Origin of the sequence: Burkholderia sp. Se-20378 (assembly GCF_017104665.1) — a bacterium.
In the GTDB taxonomy this organism is placed as follows: Bacteria; Pseudomonadota; Gammaproteobacteria; order Burkholderiales; family Burkholderiaceae; genus Burkholderia; species Burkholderia lata.
This window is the reverse complement of the sequence record NZ_JAAGPG010000030.1, coordinates 1-15,507: the sequence shown is the minus strand read 5'-3', so window position 1 is coordinate 15,507 and position 15,507 is coordinate 1. Positions and strand designations below refer to the sequence as shown.

Annotated in this window: 13 protein-coding genes and 1 pseudogene; 9 read left to right on the top strand and 5 right to left on the bottom strand. The window is 64.6% G+C overall.

The features are described 5' to 3' along the window. Positions 1-229: 229 nt before the first annotated feature. Positions 230-337, bottom strand: a pseudogene (locus G3N93_RS42400) (IS5/IS1182 family transposase); the annotation flags it as partial. A 765-nt stretch (positions 338-1,102) separates the two neighbouring features. Here G3N93_RS42400 and G3N93_RS06350 point away from each other — a divergent pair. The 3 genes from G3N93_RS06350 (at position 1,103) to G3N93_RS06340 (ending at position 5,318) form a co-directional block, all read left to right on the top strand. After that, entirely contained in the window at positions 1,103-1,354 is a 252-nt protein-coding gene (locus G3N93_RS06350) for a hypothetical protein (protein WP_374196420.1), read from the top strand. A 1,073-nt stretch (positions 1,355-2,427) separates the two neighbouring features. Then, positions 2,428-4,365 carry a protease pro-enzyme activation domain-containing protein gene (locus G3N93_RS06345; RefSeq protein WP_206132565.1) on the top strand — a complete coding sequence of 646 codons (1,938 nt, stop codon included), beginning with the start codon at positions 2,428-2,430 and terminating at the stop codon, positions 4,363-4,365. A 293-nt stretch (positions 4,366-4,658) separates the two neighbouring features. After that, positions 4,659-5,318 (top strand): response regulator transcription factor, encoded by a 660-nt coding sequence (locus G3N93_RS06340; protein ID WP_174937782.1) that lies wholly within the window; start codon positions 4,659-4,661, stop codon positions 5,316-5,318. On the opposite strand, the gene G3N93_RS06335 is transcribed toward G3N93_RS06340, so the two are convergent. After that, complete coding sequence (locus tag G3N93_RS06335) at positions 5,285-7,327, bottom strand: sensor histidine kinase (protein WP_206132564.1); 2,043 nt, start codon at positions 7,325-7,327, stop codon at positions 5,285-5,287. The two genes, G3N93_RS06340 and G3N93_RS06335, sit on opposite strands and share 34 nt — an antisense overlap. 526 nt (positions 7,328-7,853) lie before the next feature. Continuing rightward, positions 7,854-8,828 carry a nitronate monooxygenase family protein gene (locus G3N93_RS06330; protein ID WP_174937778.1) on the bottom strand — a complete coding sequence of 325 codons (975 nt, stop codon included), beginning with the start codon at positions 8,826-8,828 and terminating at the stop codon, positions 7,854-7,856. A gap of 319 nt (positions 8,829-9,147) precedes the next feature. On the opposite strand from G3N93_RS06330, the gene G3N93_RS06325 reads away from it, so the two are divergent. The 5 genes from G3N93_RS06325 to pal all read left to right on the top strand — a co-directional run bounded on the left by G3N93_RS06325 (position 9,148) and on the right by pal (position 13,868). After that, a complete protein-coding gene (locus G3N93_RS06325; RefSeq protein ID WP_206132563.1) occupies positions 9,148-10,143 on the top strand; it encodes a GlxA family transcriptional regulator in 996 nt (331 codons plus the stop codon). A 297-nt stretch (positions 10,144-10,440) separates the two neighbouring features. Beyond that, positions 10,441-10,896 (top strand): VOC family protein, encoded by a 456-nt coding sequence (locus tag G3N93_RS06320; RefSeq protein ID WP_174937964.1) that lies wholly within the window; start codon positions 10,441-10,443, stop codon positions 10,894-10,896. A 40-nt stretch (positions 10,897-10,936) separates the two neighbouring features. Then, positions 10,937-11,515, top strand: a complete 579-nt coding sequence (locus G3N93_RS06315) for a hypothetical protein (protein ID WP_206132562.1) — start codon at positions 10,937-10,939, stop codon at positions 11,513-11,515. Between the two features lie 245 nt (positions 11,516-11,760). Then, positions 11,761-12,972, top strand: coding sequence for a porin (locus tag G3N93_RS06310; protein ID WP_374196419.1), 1,212 nt, complete (start codon positions 11,761-11,763; stop codon positions 12,970-12,972). Positions 12,973-13,376: 404 nt separating this feature from the next. Next, positions 13,377-13,868, top strand: coding sequence for a peptidoglycan-associated lipoprotein Pal (gene pal, locus G3N93_RS06305; RefSeq protein WP_206132561.1), 492 nt, complete (start codon positions 13,377-13,379; stop codon positions 13,866-13,868). Between the two features lie 132 nt (positions 13,869-14,000). On the opposite strand, the gene G3N93_RS06300 is transcribed toward pal, so the two are convergent. After that, complete coding sequence (locus G3N93_RS06300) at positions 14,001-14,465, bottom strand: hypothetical protein (RefSeq protein WP_206132560.1); 465 nt, start codon at positions 14,463-14,465, stop codon at positions 14,001-14,003. A 203-nt stretch (positions 14,466-14,668) separates the two neighbouring features. Here G3N93_RS06300 and G3N93_RS06295 point away from each other — a divergent pair, with 203 nt between their 5' ends. After that, positions 14,669-14,836 (top strand): hypothetical protein, encoded by a 168-nt coding sequence (locus G3N93_RS06295; protein ID WP_174937754.1) that lies wholly within the window; start codon positions 14,669-14,671, stop codon positions 14,834-14,836. Positions 14,837-14,925: 89 nt separating this feature from the next. On the opposite strand, the gene G3N93_RS06290 is transcribed toward G3N93_RS06295, so the two are convergent. Continuing rightward, on the bottom strand, positions 14,926-15,507 hold a 582-nt coding region (locus G3N93_RS06290; RefSeq protein WP_206132559.1), incomplete at its 5' end, for a cytochrome c.

Here is a 15,507-nt window from a genome sequence, read left to right as displayed (position 1 = left end):
TTTCCCGCCCCATTTAATGACATAAATATAAATCCCGCCCCATTATGTTGGGCATTCCCATGGCTTCCATATGGGACGGCCAAGCGTAGGTTAAACCCAAGAAATAATCACCTGTCAAACTTGACGGGTTATACCCCACCAAGCAAAATTAGAATCCGAGTGAAATATATTTGAAGATTATTTTAAAAAAATAATCGACATACCCGAATCTGACTCATCAGACAAGCGCTCAACCGGGTTTGATGAACACTTCGTGAATGTCGGCTCGACGCTCAAAGCGAATGCGAAGACGACGAAATGTGCCGAGCCCGCTACCGTGTTCCGTCCGGCGCTTCGCGTGGTGCTGTCGCTGACCGACTTCAGCACCGGCCGATGGCATTCGGCTGGCCAAGGAGACGGTCAGGAAACCGATCAGGAGCGCCAGTGATCTCCATGCGTTTTTCCGGCTAGATACCCTTGGACCTGTCAAGGGTTTGCCTTGCGCCCCCAAACAATTATTCCGGCAAAGCAATGGGTTGATTTCTACCCTTCGCTAACGAAGCAGACGGCGTCTTGGCGCATGGCTGAATAGACGATAAGTAGTCCTTCCAATTACAGCGTGTTGATACGGCAACACAGCTCAGCATGCTTGATAGTCGCCTCCACTCGGCACTTCCCGATACTCGACCGATACGGGTTCATTGTCACAATGGCTGCCGGATCGGGCCAGAAGATCCCGTGCGGCGGACCGTGACGCAGTACGTGCGGAAAGGTTTGGCTGAAAAGCGACCTGAGCGGCCAGCCTGAGACGACCAGCGCTAATCGACGTGGCAGTCATCCCATCACAATCGACTTGCTCAGCTACTGCGCATCGCGTTACGACACGTCATTTACCGCGACCGCCCTGAAGTGGCTCGAGATCACGGACGAAGCGGCCATGCTAGGGGTGGCACGAGACCACCGAATCGACGTTCAGCAATTTCGAGGCCCTGTCGGTTCGCACGGCAAGCCGGTCGCGTTCTATAGCGGCAAGGCCGGCATGTTCTACTGCAAAGGCCATACTGGCGACGCCAGGTAAAGGCGTGACGCATGCGTGACGCCTTTTGGTCGGGCGATGTACGCGATGAACATCGACACGTTCTGCGCGAATAGCAGCTCGGCCAAGGAGCGCGTCGAGCGTGCGCACCGGACGCGGCAGGATCGGCTGGTCAAGGAGTTGAGATTGCGCGGAATCGGCACGGTCAACGACGCCAACGTTTATGCGCCCTCCTTCATCGCTGCTTACAACACGCACTTTGCGAAGCCGCCGACGAGCGATTTCCATGCGCATCGGCCGCTGCTGGATGACGAGAATCTGAACATCGTGTTGACCTGACGTGAAACACGTCGGGTATCGACGAAATCGCTGACAGGGTTGCACGCCCTCGTCCCACGTGTATTGCCACTGTCAATGTCAATAGATCACGCGTTGTCACGCTTTCCAGGTGTTTACAGCGCTCCCACGCTCGAACGAACAGCGTCGAAGCGAGCCTCTTGATTCCCCGCCCGCGACGCTCACCCAAGGAACCGGTTCGCGTCGCCCCGCGCATTCAGCGCGACGCCCTACGTTCTACTTACGACTACCGCAAGCTTTGAAACCTTTCTCGGCAACCCCGCCAAACCGCGATCTAAACATTTTAGATTTCATCAAAAAATATTTGACGCTCCGTTTTCTTCCTTGCTATCTTTTCCCGCAAGAAATACCGACGGGAGTTTGAATGGCGCAAATAAACCAAAAACCCGACAAATAACTTCCATTTTAATTACGACATTGCGAGCGCGATATCCGGCTCGCAAAGCTGCAATTACTTCCGCCTGGGAAAGGTTCTCGATTCACCGTCATCCAGCTTCGCTTCAGGCTGGACCGTTTCGTCACGATGCGTCGCAAGGAAGTCGCCGACATCACGTTCTGCCTGACGGCATGGCAGGTCTCATCCGCCGCGCCTGGCTTGCCGAGCCGCACCGTTCGCGCCACGCGACGTTGCCTCATCAGTCGCATGCAGCATTGCAATCGCCTGGAACAACCGTAGCAGCCCAAGTCGTCAAACGGCATCGCAATATCGTCTTTTTCGACTCCAATAAATTGCATTCCTAATCAATAGATAACGAATCGAAGCTGTTCTATCCGCACACCGCGGACTGTACCCAGAGCAATTGTCGGACCACCGCACGCAGGATCGCGGCACGGCCCGACAAACAAGAGGGCCGAGCGCAGAATCGGTGCCCGCGATACGCGGGCCCGATACCCGACCGGCCTCCGATCCTGATGGTGGGTGGGGAGGAATATTCATGTCGCCTTGAATTCTGCCGATCGTTCTGGCTTGCGTCAGGTTGCATCGGCCGCCCTTCGCTACCCGCGATTCGGGCCGCGCGCTGTACCCGTTCTTCGTCGAAATCTCGGAGCTCACAATGCAGAGAACTCAATACGTCAATCGCAAACGCCTGCAACGCTTTGCGCTGACGGCAATTGCAGTTGGAGTAGCAGCCACGATGGTCCCGCTGTCCGCCCAGGCGGCAACCAACTGGGTCCAGACGCGCACCAGCGCGTTCCTCCTGTCGAATGCACCGGCCACGGCCGCCTCGCAGGCACTGGCCGCGTCCGCCGCGGCACCCGGCTACTCGCTGAACAGCGTCGGCACGCCGGCGCTCACCGATACGCACGTGACGCCGCTCGAATTGAGCCAGCCGCTGCACGTGACCGTAGTCCTGAAGAACCGCAACGCGGACCAGCTCGACACCTTCCTTCGCGACGTCAACCAGCCGGGTAGCGCGAGCTATCACAAGTACCTCACGCCGGCCCAGTTCAAGGCACGCTTCTCGCCGACCGACGCGCAGGTCGCGGCCGTGGTCGCTCACCTGAAGGCGAACGGCTTCAGCAACGTCACGGTCTCTGACAACAACACGCTGATCGCCGCCGACGGTAATGCCGGTAACGTGCAGCGCGGCTTCCAGGCGAGCATCAAGCGCTTCAACTATCGAGGCAAGCCGGTCTACGCGAACGATTCGGCGGCGCTGATCCCGGCGTCGCTCGGCTCGGTCGTCGATTCGGTGCTCGGCCTGCAGAACGCCGCCGTGCCGCACCGCCTGCTCCACCGTTTCGCGCCGGCCGCCGTCATCGAACCGAATGCGGTTTCGAAGAATGCGTCAGCGGCGTCGCAGCAAGTCGGCCACCAGCCGACCGATTTCGCAAAGATCTATGACGCGAGCGGCCTGCCCGCCGCGACCAATACCACGGTGGGCATCATCACCTGGGGCGACATGACCCAGACCATCGCCGACCTGAACACCTTCACGCAAAACGCCGGCCTGGCGACCGTCAACACGGCAGTGGTCGCGGGCGGCTCCGGCACGCTGGCCGACGACGGCGATCCGGGCGAGTGGGATCTCGACAGCCAGGACATCATCGGCACCTCGGGCGGCGTCAAACAGCTGATCTTCTACTCGGCCGTCAACGGCGACAGCAACGACAGCGGCCTCACCGACGCGACGCTGACCGCCGCCTACAACAAGGCGGTAACCGACAACAAGGCGACCGTCATCAACGTGTCGCTCGGCCTCGACGAAACAGCCGCCAACTCCGACGGCTCGCTCGCCGCCGACGACGCGGTATTCAAGCAGGCGGTCGCGCAAGGTCAGGTGTTCTCCGTCTCGGCAGGCGACGCGGGCGTCTATCAGTGGTCGACGTCACCGCAGGGCGCCCCCGGCTATATCGGCACGTACAACGGCACGTCGGTCAAGACGACGATCAACCTGTCCAAGTACAGCGTGTCGTCGCCCGCGAGCTCGCCGTACGTCGTCGCCGTCGGCGGCACAACGCTCTCGACCACCGGCACCACGACGTGGGCCGGCGAAACCGTGTGGAACGAAGGCGTCGCCTATGCCGACCTTGACAGCAACGGCAACCCGGTCGACAACGCCGTGCGGATCTGGGCCACGGGCGGCGGCGTGAGCGCGTTCGAGACCGCACCGAGCTGGCAGACCGCCGCGCTTGGCAGCACGGTAACGAAGCGCGTACTGCCCGACGTGGCGTTCGACGCCGCGCAGTCGACGGGCGCATACATCGTCATCAACGGACAGACGAACCAGCTTGTCGGTGGCACCAGCCTCGCATCGCCGATTTTCGTCGGCGGCTGGGCACGTGTCGAATCGGCCAACAACAACAGCCTCGGCCTGCCGACTTCGGCGTTCTATCAGGGCCTCCCGACCAATACGTCGCTACGCCACGACGTGACGTCGGGCAACAACGGCTACAGTAGCCACGGCTACACCGCGAAGGCCGGCTGGGACGACGACACCGGCTTCGGCAGCCTGGATTTCGCGAAGGTCAGCGCGAGCTCCGTCAAGTAACACGGCACGGCCCGATGAGGCGCGGCAAGCTCGCCGCGCCTCTCGTTGCAAAGTCGGACTCACGTGATGGCACGGCTTACCGGGGCTGGCCCCACCTTCATTCCGCACCTCGATTTTTCCGCGAAACACGATCGCACCCGCCTCCGTCGGCTAAAATCCCCGCGCCTGCAAAGCGCAGGCAAACGCGGGGCCGACGACGGCTGCATCGCGCCATCCAGCGCGGCACGGCCGCCGATCGGAGCAGACATAAGCAAAGACTCCGCAAACTCACAACGCGGATCCAAGGTAGCAGTATGGCTAAGGTGCTGTTGCTCGACGACGAGGTCGAGTTGCGCGAGGAAATCGCCGCGTTCCTGGAAAGACGCGGCTGGACGGTCGATCAGGCCGGCACGGTCGCGGAGTTCCAGGAACGGGCGTCGGATCTCGCCTTTGCGATCATCGACGTGATGCTGCCGGACGGGAGCGGCTTCGATGCGGCCGTGTGGCTCAGGGCCCGCCATCGCGACTGCGGCATCGTCATGCTGACCGCCCGCGGGGACACGCAGGACAAGATCGACGGCCTGATCGGCGGAGCCGATCACTATCTCGTCAAGCCGGTGAAACTGCTCGAACTCGACGCCATTCTCCAGGCGCTCGGCCGCCGGGTGGCAAACGACTGGCGGCTCGACTGCCAGGCGCGCGTGCTGTCCGCGCCGGTCGGCGGCCGGCTCGAACTGTCGGCCAGCGAGATCGCCCTCCTCGCCCTGCTGGCGCGACATCCCGCCAAGGCTGTGAGCCGGCGGCAGATCGCCGAGGATTTCGGTTTCGACTGGATCGACTACGACGAGCGCAGGCTGGAGACGATGGTCAGCCGTCTGCGGCAGCGTTGGCGAAGCGAGACGGGTTCGGAACTACCGCTGAAGACCGTCCATCGCACCGGTTACACGTTCGCCGCACCGCTGATGCTCGCCTGAGCGGCAATGGCCGCCCTGTCGGCGTTCGCGGGCAAAAAGACCGTAGCCCGGCAGCCGTGCCCCGCCTCGCTGACCAGGTTCAACGTGCCGCCCTGCATCTCGACCATGCGGCGCGCCAGCGGGAGGCCAAGGCCCGTTCCCGGCTTGCGGCCCACGTTGCGGCCGCGGAAGAAACGATCGAACACGTATGGCAGGTCCGCCGGCGCAATGCCGGGGCCGTCGTCCTCGACTTCCAGCTCCACGCCGCCCGGCACACGCCGGCCGCGCAGCACGATCCGGGTGCCGCCGGGGGTGTATTTGACGGCATTGTCGGCGAGCGTGCGCAGCACGAGGCGCGTGAGGCTGCCGTCACACACGAAGGCGTCCGGCAGGTCTTTCGCGTCGATTTCTAGGCGGTGGCCGTCGGACAGCGCCCCCGCGGCGGTCGCCGCATCGTCGAGCAGCGCCGCCAGCCGGGTGTCGCCGATGCGGGTTCCGCGTCGCAGCAGCTCGAACCCGTCCTCGTGCAGCGAGTCATTGATCAGCACCGTCAAGCGCTGCGTCGCGCGCAGGATCTTCTGGTAGCGCGACGAGGTCAGCGGATCGGAACCGGAGTCGTCGAGGTCAAGATTCTGGGCGGTGGCATCGATGACGGCCAGCGGCGTCCGCAGTTCATGCGAGACGGTCGCCAGAAGCTGGCGCTGCTCATCCTGTGCGCGCTTTTCCATCGCCAGCGACGCTTCCACTTGTTCCATCGCCTCCCGAAGCGCCTGGGTGCGCAGCGCGACCTTTGCCTCCAGATCGCGCTCGGCCTGGCGCGCGACACGCAATGCGTCGGCCTGTGCCGCTTCCATCGCATTGCGCATCGCGTTGTAGCGCGAGCTGATCGCCGAATTCATGATCAGCATGAACGCGAGCATCCCCAGATATCCGGCGTTGTCGGCGAGCAAGCCCGGCGGGATCCAGCCAACGTTGCGCGCGACACGCAGTGCACTGCCGCCGAGCAACAGCAGCAGCACGAGCACGACCACGCGCGCATGCCGGTGGCCGCGGGCGGTGAGCCAGAGCGAAACGCCCATCGTGACGAGAATGACCGCGATCTGCCAGAACAGGTAGAGCGGGCGCACCCACCAGACATTGACGACCAGCATCAGCGGCGCGGCAGCCAGCGCCACGACGATCGTCAGTGCGGAAAAAGCGACCGTCGGACGCCGCCAGCGCCCGTTGAACAGGCCGAGGTAATGCGCGGTGAACAGCGTGCCGGCGGGCGTGCCGAGCAGCCAGCTGAGCAGGTAGACCGCATTGCTCGCGGCCGGAAAGCCCGGCAGCAGGTATTGATAGATGTAGCCTTCGGCGCCGAGCGCGGTGAGCAGGTTCACGACGACGCTCAGCCCGTAGAGCCCGAACGACGCATCGCGCGTCACCCGGAACAGCCACAGGCTCGAGACGAGCAGTACGAGATGCGCGGCGTCCAGCAAGCCGAACAGCAGGGATTCCTTGCTCGTGGCGGAGATGAACGCGTCGGGCGACCACAGCGCCATCGAGAAACTCATGGTGCTGGTGCTGCGGATCCGGAGATAGAGCGTGACCGGCTGGCCCGCCGGAAGGTCCAGGCGAAACACGGGGTTACGGTACGCGATGTCGCGTTGTTCCACCGGCTTGCGATCGCCGGCGACGTGGCGCTGGTACCCGCCATCCGGCTGCGGCACGTACAGCGTGACGTCGTTCAGCAGCGACGACCGCAATTCCAGGAGCCACATCGGCGGTGCGCTCGCCGGGCGGGTCACGGTCAGGCGCAGCCACGCCGCGCCGTTGACATAGCCGAGCGCGGGCTCCGCCGTCTGGCCGACGAACGCACGCGCGATCTCGGGCTGCGACATGCGCTCGACCGTGAGTGCATTGCCCGGATCGCGCAACAGATCCCAGCCGTTCCGGATGCCGACCTGCCCGCCGTCCGGCAGCGTAATCGGCGTTGCCGCGAAGGCCCCCGAGGCCCAGGTAATCAAGATGAGGAAGATGAGCCGGAACATCACGCGATTCGTACGGGTGTCTGCGATCGGGCGACACTATAACCGAACCCGCGACGCCCGCCGGCACCCCGATGCCGCGCGTGCCCCGGATGTCAGAACTTGTCAGTTTTCGCTGCACACGCTCATTTAAGATGCACGCCAATCAAGGAGGCACGGGCGCGGTTCGCCGACGGCGAATGCCCGAAGCCCTTGACCAGCGGCGCCACCCTTGCCTACGCCCCGCACGACAACGGCGCATCGACGCCGAAAACAACGATACGGCCGGGCTGGCGGCGGCATTCTGACGAGCAATTACAACAAATCAGGCACGAGGCGCTCGTTGGACAGCAATGCCGTCGCCGCCGACGGAGGTCGGCAGGATTTGGCGGGCTTTTGTGGTGTTGCGCGCGAAGATGGCGGGCTGCGGCTCGTCCTTCTCCAGCCTCGCCTGGCCCAATGGGGCCGGGCGAGGCCGGAAGCGCGTTGGCGTGCTTCAGCTCCGGCCGGGGCCGGTCGCGCGTCTGCTTGAATTCGGGCAGCCTGCAGGTCAACCCGCGACACGCGCCAATCGACTGCGAATGATCTCCGTCGCTTCGCTGACGATGCGATCGACGAGTTCCTTTACGGTCGGGACATCGCGGATCAGGCCAACGACCAGGCCGCACGACCATGCGCCCGCGTCGAGCGCGCCCTCCTTCATGATGCGCGGATACACACCGGCGACCTCTTCGACGATATCGTCGAACCGGATACTGGCGCCGAGCCTGCTTTCCTTTTCGAGGATGCGATCGACCGCGGCATTGCGCAGCACGCGCTCGGTATTGCGCAACGGACGCATGACCAGACGCGTGTCCAGTTCGGTCGCCGCGACCAGCGCCTGCTTCACGTTCTCGTGCACCGGCGCCTCACGGGTGGCGATGAAGCGCGTACCCATGTTGATGCCATCCGCGCCAAGCGAAAGCGCCGCAACCAGCGACCGCCCGTCAGCCATGCCGCCGGAGGCCACGAACGGAATCTTGAGCTCGTCGGCAGCGCGCGGCAGCAGGATGAAGTTCGGAATGTCGTCCTCGCCCGGATGGCCACCGCATTCGAATCCATCGACGCTGACCGCATCGCAGCCAATGGCCTCAGCCTTGAGCGCGTGGCGAATCGACGTGCACTTGTGGATCACCTTGACATCCGCATCCTTGAGCGCGGCCAGGTAGGGCTGCGGGTTGTTGCCGGCCGTTTCGACGATCTTGACGCCACCTTCGACGATGGCCCGGATATAGCCCGGATAGTCGGGGGACGTGACGGTCGGCAGGAAGGTGAGGTTCACGCCGAACGGCTTGTCGGTCATCTCGCGGCAACGCCGGATTTCGGCAGCCAGATCTGCCGCCGATCGCTGGGTCAGGCCGGTAATGATGCCAAGGCCGCCTGCGTTGGAGACGGCCGCCGCCAGCTCCGCATACCCGACGTGGTGCATGCCGCCCTGGATGATCGGATATTCGATGCCGAAGAGTTCGGTGATCCTGGTTTTCATGATGTTTTCGGTTCAGGTTGAGACGAACGCGCCTTCGCATGCCGGGAACGCGCTGCGACCACGACGCGTGTCGCTGCACGGCTGAATCGCCGGTGCGAAGCCGATGGAAATCCACGCGACCAGGCAACGGACGCGCCGGAGATACCCGGGCGCCTTTGCCTTCGCGCAGCCCGCACAGCATGCGAAACCGCCAGCCCTGCGCTTGACGATCGAGTCGCCGCCCGGCGGCCGATGCCAGGTGGATACCGACAGTTTCCTCGCAGTTCGAATTGCCGTACATTGGCTAAATTGACACATTGCATGCGATATCCGACACATCATGCCCCGCGCCGCCATCCTTGCGTATGACGATTGCTACGCCTCCAGCGTGGGCGGGTTCGCCGACATCCTTCAGATTGCGAACGCGCACGTGCGGCGCCAGAGAGGCGATGGACATGCGCAGTTCGAATGGCGGTTCGTCTCTCCGACCGGGGAGCCCGTCATGGCGAGCAACGGTCTGCAACTGAACACGGAGCCGATCCGGCCGCGCGACACGTTCGACGTGGTTTTCATTCCCAGTGCGCACTACGCGAGCGGCAAGGCCTTCGACCAGTTGCTGGCCCGACAGTCGGCCGCATGCGACTGGCTGGTTTCGCAATGGAACGCGGGGGCCCACCTGGCGGCAAACTGCACCGGCACTTTCGTACTGGCCAACACCGGCCTCCTGGACGGGCGGCCCGCGACGACCACGTGGTGGCTGGCAGACCAGTTTCGCAGCCGGTTTCCCCGGGTCGACCTTCAGCTGGAACCCGTCGTCACCGAAGCGGATCGACTGATCTGCGCGGGCGCGTCAGCCTCCTACCTGCTGCAGACGATTCATGTCATCGAACGTTTCGCCGGGGCGGTCATCGCCGCGCAGTGCGCCAAAGCGATGCTGATCGACGTCAGCCAGACGAAGCAATTGCCGTATCTCCCGCTGCTGACGGACAAGACGCACGCCGATTCGCTGGTTCACCGCGCGCAGCATTGGCTGCAGAAACACATGACGAAGGACGTGAAGATGTCGGAGATGGCGCATGACCTCGGCGTGAGCGAGCGCACGATCATCCGCCGATTCCAGGCCACGCTGAATCAGCCGCCCTTGCGGTATTTGCAGAGCCTGCGCATCGAAGCCGCGCGCGGTTTGCTGGAGGCCGGCGATCTCAGTCTCGAGCGGATCACGGCCCAGGTGGGGTATAGCGATACGAGTTCATTCTGCCGGCTGTTCAAGGAGAAGGTCGGGCTGAGCCCGGGTGCGTATCGGGATCGCTTTCGGCCTGCTGTGGAATCGCAATGATGGCCGACCGGTAGATTGCGGACGACAGTCCACCTGTCACGCATCCGCCGCCCCATCACCGCCGCTCCCCCACCCACGCTATTCGTTTGTAGAATCAGCGTGCCAGCCGTGCACGACACGGTAAATGACATGATCGTCAGCTGCCGCCCTGGCGAAGCCCTGCGGCCCTTCATCGCTTCGGCCCGGGCGTCGTACCCGCCGTTTCCGAGTCAGGCGCGCCGGCAAATCTTGCTCAAGCCCGGGCCCGCCAGGCCCGACAGCATCGAGCGACCCCCACACCACCCACCGGAGGGCATCATGGCGATTCACGAAGTCTTTCCCTATTTGCGCGCCAAGCGCGCGGACGACGCCATCGCGTTCTATGCGAAGGCGTTCGGCGCGCAGGAGAAATTCCGTCTCGTCGAGCCGTCGGGACGCATCGGCCACGCGGAATTGCAGCTCGGGCCGTGCACGCTGATGATCTCGGACGAGTTCCCCGAATACGATATCTTCGCCCTCGATCCGGATGGCAAGGCGCCGATGTCGCTTCACCTGCATGTCGACGACGCCGACGCGACGATCGCCGCCGCGATCGCGGCCGGCGCGCAGCTGACACGCGCGATCCAGGATCAGTTCTACGGCGAGCGTTCGGGCAAGATTCGCGACCCGTTCGGTTACGATTGGCTGATCGGGCATACGATCGAAGCGGTCGAACCCGAAGAAATGCAGCGGCGTTATACGGCGCTGCTGTCCGGCGACCCGCAGAAAACCTGAACGGCGCACCGCGCGCCGGTCGAGCACCCCGACATTCGCGATGCACTATCACCCCGACGACATCCACCGGCTCTACCGGAGCGTACCGACGCTGCAGCTGAACCGTCCCGCGCCGGCCGAACGGTTTCTCGCCGCCGCCGTCGAGACCGGCGCCGAACTCGGGCACGTGCTGCGCGACTACCCGCAAGTCCGCTACCAGCCGCTCGACTTCCACTACCTGTGCCAGCAAAGCCTGTCCGTGCTGGACGACGCGCTGCTGGCCGACCTCACGCGCGACATGGATCACGGCTGGCGCGGCGCGCAATGGGCCGCGCTGTTGATCGCGTTATCGGGCGACGCGCGCTATCTGCCGCGCCTCGACGCAGTCAGGGGCCATCGCGGCGTCGAGTGGACGGCCGGGCTTGCGGATGCGGCGACAGGCCCCGATGCGCGCACGTCGACATTCCGTGGCTGTCGGTCGATCATGCACCTGCGCGATCAGCTTGCCGCGTTGCCGCGCGTCTCGGTCCGATTACGACGCTGGCTCTCGCCGGAAGCGCTCGAAGCCCGGACGATCGCCGTCCGTGCCGCGTATCGAAGCGGTGGCGTTGAAACCGCGCTGCCGGTTGCCCGCCGCTAACCTGTCCGCCGTCGATCGCTCGACAGACGATCACGTGACGGCGGCTTGAATCACCCGACGTCGCCCGCGCACGCATCGCAAACGAAGCAACGCTCTTCCCCGCGCACCGCACGCTCCTCGCCGCGATTCCACGCGATTTCGCAGAGGACCTTTCCTGTGCAACGCCTTAATCGACCGCCATACGTTCTCCAATAATGGCCGCTCGATCCGCCGGCCACCGGGCCGGGAAAACGATAAAAACTCCTATGCATTCCTACAAGATGAACCAGCACGCCAGCACTCGACTCGCGGGGACCGCCATTGCCACCTGCCTGACCGCCCTCGCGTCGGGCGGTGTACACGCACAGAGCAGTGTGACGCTGTACGGCCTGATCGACACGTCGATCACCTACGCGACCAATCAGCGCACGCACGGCGCCGGCTCACCGGGCAGCGGCGCCGTCGCGATGACGAGCGGCGCACTGAACGCGTCGCGCTGGGGGCTGCGCGGCCGCGAGGATCTGGGTGGCGGGACGGCCGCGGTCTTCACGCTCGAGAACGGCTTCTCGGGCACCACCGGCGCGCTGTCGCAGAAAGGCGTCGACATGTTCGGCCGCCAGGCATGGATCGGCCTGAGCTCGAAAACGGCCGGCACGCTCACGTTCGGCCGTCAGTACGACCTGATCCTCGATTTCGTGACGCCGCTCGGCGCGTCCGGCCCCGGCTGGGGCGGCAACCTCGCCGTTCACCCGTACGACAACGACGATTCGAACCGCAACCTTCGCATCAACCACGCGGTGAAGTACACGAGCCCGACGTACCGCGGGCTGACGTTCGGCGCAATGGTCGGGTTCTCGAATACGGCCGGCCAGTTCGCCAACAACGCGGCGTGGAGCGCGGGCGTGTCGTATGCGAACGGGCCGCTGAAGCTCGGCGCCGGCTACCTGAAGATCAGCCGCGACCGCAATGCGCCGAACCCGAATGGCGCGCTCAGCACGGTCGACGGCTCGGCGACGATCACCGGCGGCAACCAGCAGATCTGGGCCGTGGCTGGCCGCTATGCATTCGGGCCGCATTCGGTCGGCGCCGCGTGGTCGCACTCGACCACCGACGGCGTGACGGGCGTGCTTCAGGGCGGCAGCATCGCGCCGCTGAAGGGTGAATCGCTGGTGTTCGACAATTTCTCGATCGACGGGCGCTACGTCGTCACGCGGGCGTTGAGCCTCTCGGCCGCCTACACGTACACGATGGGCCGCTTCGACACGCGCACCGGCCAGACGCGCCCGAAATGGAATCAGGTCGTGGCGCAAGCCGACTATGCGTTGTCGAAGCGCACCGATGCGTATCTCGAAGGCGTCTACCAGAGCGTGAGCGGCGGCAACGGCAATCCCGCGTTCAACGCGACCGTCTGGACGCTGACGCCGTCGGCGAACAGCAACCAGGTCGTCGTCGCACTGGGGCTGCGGCACAAGTTCTGACGACGCCACACGGCACCGCGCAGCGCAACGTTGCTGCGCCGATCGTGCAAGGCTAGCGTTCCAGCACAGTCCGATCGTCATGCCTCGAGCCGGAAAGGCCGCGCCCTGCGCGGCCTTTTTCACTGTGGTTGCGCCCGCACGGAGGCAAGAATGCCGCCCGCTCTGTCGCGTCGGCGCAAAAAAATGCGGAGAAACTGGTCACGCTGTGACATTTTTCCTAATCTGTTTGCAGCGACGCCGAGATTGGGCGTTCCGGTCGCGACACTCTTTCATATGGCGCACCACCGGCTTACGAACACGATTCACGTCGTAAGTGCCGGACCTTTCGCGCCATTGCGGCCGGATACGGGCGTGGCGATCGCACGCCCCACGCGTTCAACGCAGTCAACCGCTGGAGACGAACGATGAGCAAAACGAACCGATTTGCGGTCCTGGTAACCGTGGTACTGCTGGCCGGTTGCCACCACGCGGCCAAGACGCCCGAGAATGCCGGCATGGCGCCGACGCCCTCGAGCGAAGCCGTCGCAACGGTGACGGCCGACGAGCTCAATAATCCGAACAGCCCGCTCGCGAAGCGCAGCATCTACTTCGATTTCGACCAGTATTCCGTCAAGCCCGAATACGAGTCGCTGCTGCAGGCGCACGCCGACTACCTGCGCAGCCATCCGTCGCGGCACGTGCTGATCCAGGGCAACACCGACGAACGCGGCACGTCCGAATACAACCTCGCGCTCGGCCAACGCCGCTCGCAGGCCGTGATGAGCGGGCTCGAAACGCTCGGTGTGCCGGCCACGCAACTCGAGGCGGTCAGCCTCGGCAAGGAAAAACCGGTTGCGCTCGGCCACGACGAGGATTCGTGGGCGCAGAACCGCCGCGCCGATCTCGTCTATCGTTGATCGCGGGCGCCACGACGGCGGCATCCGCTTCAGGAACGGCATCCCGGCCCGCTGGCCGCGCAAGCGGCCGTGCGGCGCGCCCACTGCAGGCGCGCGATCGACGCGGGCGCCCGATCGCGCACCGCTTCACGTTCAACGCCGGCGTTCGATCCGCCGATGCAGCCAATACGACATCACGGCCGACGTCACGATCGCATCGAGCGTGGCGATCGCGTTGATGTCGCCGACCTTGTCGGATTTCAGCAGGTAGGCCACGAGTTCGACGAAGCCGATCATCGCGCCTGCCCCGACGACCATCCCCAGCAGCACGAACCAGCGCCGCCGGATCCGCGTGCCGATTGCGCCCATGATGCCGCCCGCCACGGCCGCCGGCACGAAATAGCCGAACAGGAACGACGCGAAGAAGATCAGCGGCACCATGCCGGCGCTGACTTTCAGTACCTCCCACGACGGACCGTCGATCAACGACCACGCGATCAGCATCACGGCCGGCCAGGCGAGCGATGCGACCAGCGGGCCGCCGACGGCAAACGACATGCAGCCGAACACGACGGGATTGGACAGACGCGACGGCGGACGTTCTGCGGTAGCACTCATGTTTTTTGTAATCGGAATGGCGGCCGCCGGAGTGTACCAAGGCACGGCAAGATGCTTCCGGTCTGCCCCCGTCACGGGCCACGATCCGCAAAAAACATGGAATAAACCGCCCGCCCGAAACGTTTCATGTTCCGTCAGCACGCAGACGCGTGGTTCACGCGAACCGGCCTTTCCCTCGGCCTGCGCGCGGCAAGGAGGCGGACATGAAATCGTCAAGGTTGGCCGCGGCGCTGATCGCCGCGCTGGTGCTCGTGCTGTCGGCGGGATGTATGTCGTCGGGTAGCGGCCCTGCGCAGGGACCGGGCATGAGCCGGTATGGCGGTGGCAGCTCGGGAGGCAGCGGAAGCGGAGGGAGTGGCAGCGGCTACTGAAGAACCGCCGCGAAAAAACGGGCGACGCGTCGCGCGCGAGTACCGGAAACCGGCTGAATCGCGCGCGACGCCCCGCCCTGCGGCACGACTTAACGCATGGCCTTCACGTCGGCCGGCGTGACGCTCGCGGGCTGGCCGCCCCACGTCGCACGCAGGTAGTTCGCGAGCTGTGCGAGTTCGTCGTCGCTCAGCGTGTGCGCGAAACCGGGCATCGGCTGCAGGTTCTCGAACCCGGCGAACTTCTGCTCGCCGATGCCGTCGAGCATCGCGACCAGCAGGTTGCGCGAGTCGCCCTGACGCACCGTCGAATTGCCGTTCATCGGCACCGCCACGTGCGGCTTGCCTTCACCGTTGAAGCCGTGACAGCCGGCGCAGACCGCGAGATACACCGAGCGGCCGGCCGCGAGCTGCGCGGCGTCGGCCGACACCGGCTTCACCGGTTGCGGCGCGGGCGGCGTATCGCCCAGCAGGTACACGGACAGCGCGCGCAGGTCGTCCTTCGTCATGTACTGCGTGCTCAGGTGCACGACCGGGTACATTTCGCCGAACGCCGAGCCTTGCGGCGCGATGCCGACGCCGAAGAACGTCTGCAGGTCGGCGCCCGTCCAGCCGCGCGCGGCCAGGCCGGCCGGCGTGATGTCGAGATCGGAGCAGCACACGTCGGAACTCCA

What these genes read in the sequence shown, in the direction of transcription:
- G3N93_RS06330 (WP_174937778.1), bottom strand. Translation starts at nt 8,828, where the DNA reads ATGAAAACCAGGATCACCGAACTCTTCGGCATCGAATATCCGATCATC.
- pal (WP_206132561.1), top strand. Translation starts at nt 13,377, where the DNA reads ATGAGCAAAACGAACCGATTTGCGGTCCTGGTAACCGTGGTACTGCTG.
- G3N93_RS06345 (WP_206132565.1), top strand. Translation starts at nt 2,428, where the DNA reads ATGCAGAGAACTCAATACGTCAATCGCAAACGCCTGCAACGCTTTGCG.
- G3N93_RS06295 (WP_174937754.1), top strand. Translation starts at nt 14,669, where the DNA reads ATGAAATCGTCAAGGTTGGCCGCGGCGCTGATCGCCGCGCTGGTGCTC.
- G3N93_RS06315 (WP_206132562.1), top strand. Translation starts at nt 10,937, where the DNA reads ATGCACTATCACCCCGACGACATCCACCGGCTCTACCGGAGCGTACCG.
- G3N93_RS06340 (WP_174937782.1), top strand. Translation starts at nt 4,659, where the DNA reads ATGGCTAAGGTGCTGTTGCTCGACGACGAGGTCGAGTTGCGCGAGGAA.
- G3N93_RS06300 (WP_206132560.1), bottom strand. Translation starts at nt 14,465, where the DNA reads ATGAGTGCTACCGCAGAACGTCCGCCGTCGCGTCTGTCCAATCCCGTC.
- G3N93_RS06320 (WP_174937964.1), top strand. Translation starts at nt 10,441, where the DNA reads ATGGCGATTCACGAAGTCTTTCCCTATTTGCGCGCCAAGCGCGCGGAC.
- G3N93_RS06350 (WP_374196420.1), top strand. Translation starts at nt 1,103, where the DNA reads ATGAACATCGACACGTTCTGCGCGAATAGCAGCTCGGCCAAGGAGCGC.
- G3N93_RS06310 (WP_374196419.1), top strand. Translation starts at nt 11,761, where the DNA reads ATGCATTCCTACAAGATGAACCAGCACGCCAGCACTCGACTCGCGGGG.
- G3N93_RS06325 (WP_206132563.1), top strand. Translation starts at nt 9,148, where the DNA reads ATGCCCCGCGCCGCCATCCTTGCGTATGACGATTGCTACGCCTCCAGC.
- G3N93_RS06335 (WP_206132564.1), bottom strand. Translation starts at nt 7,327, where the DNA reads ATGTTCCGGCTCATCTTCCTCATCTTGATTACCTGGGCCTCGGGGGCC.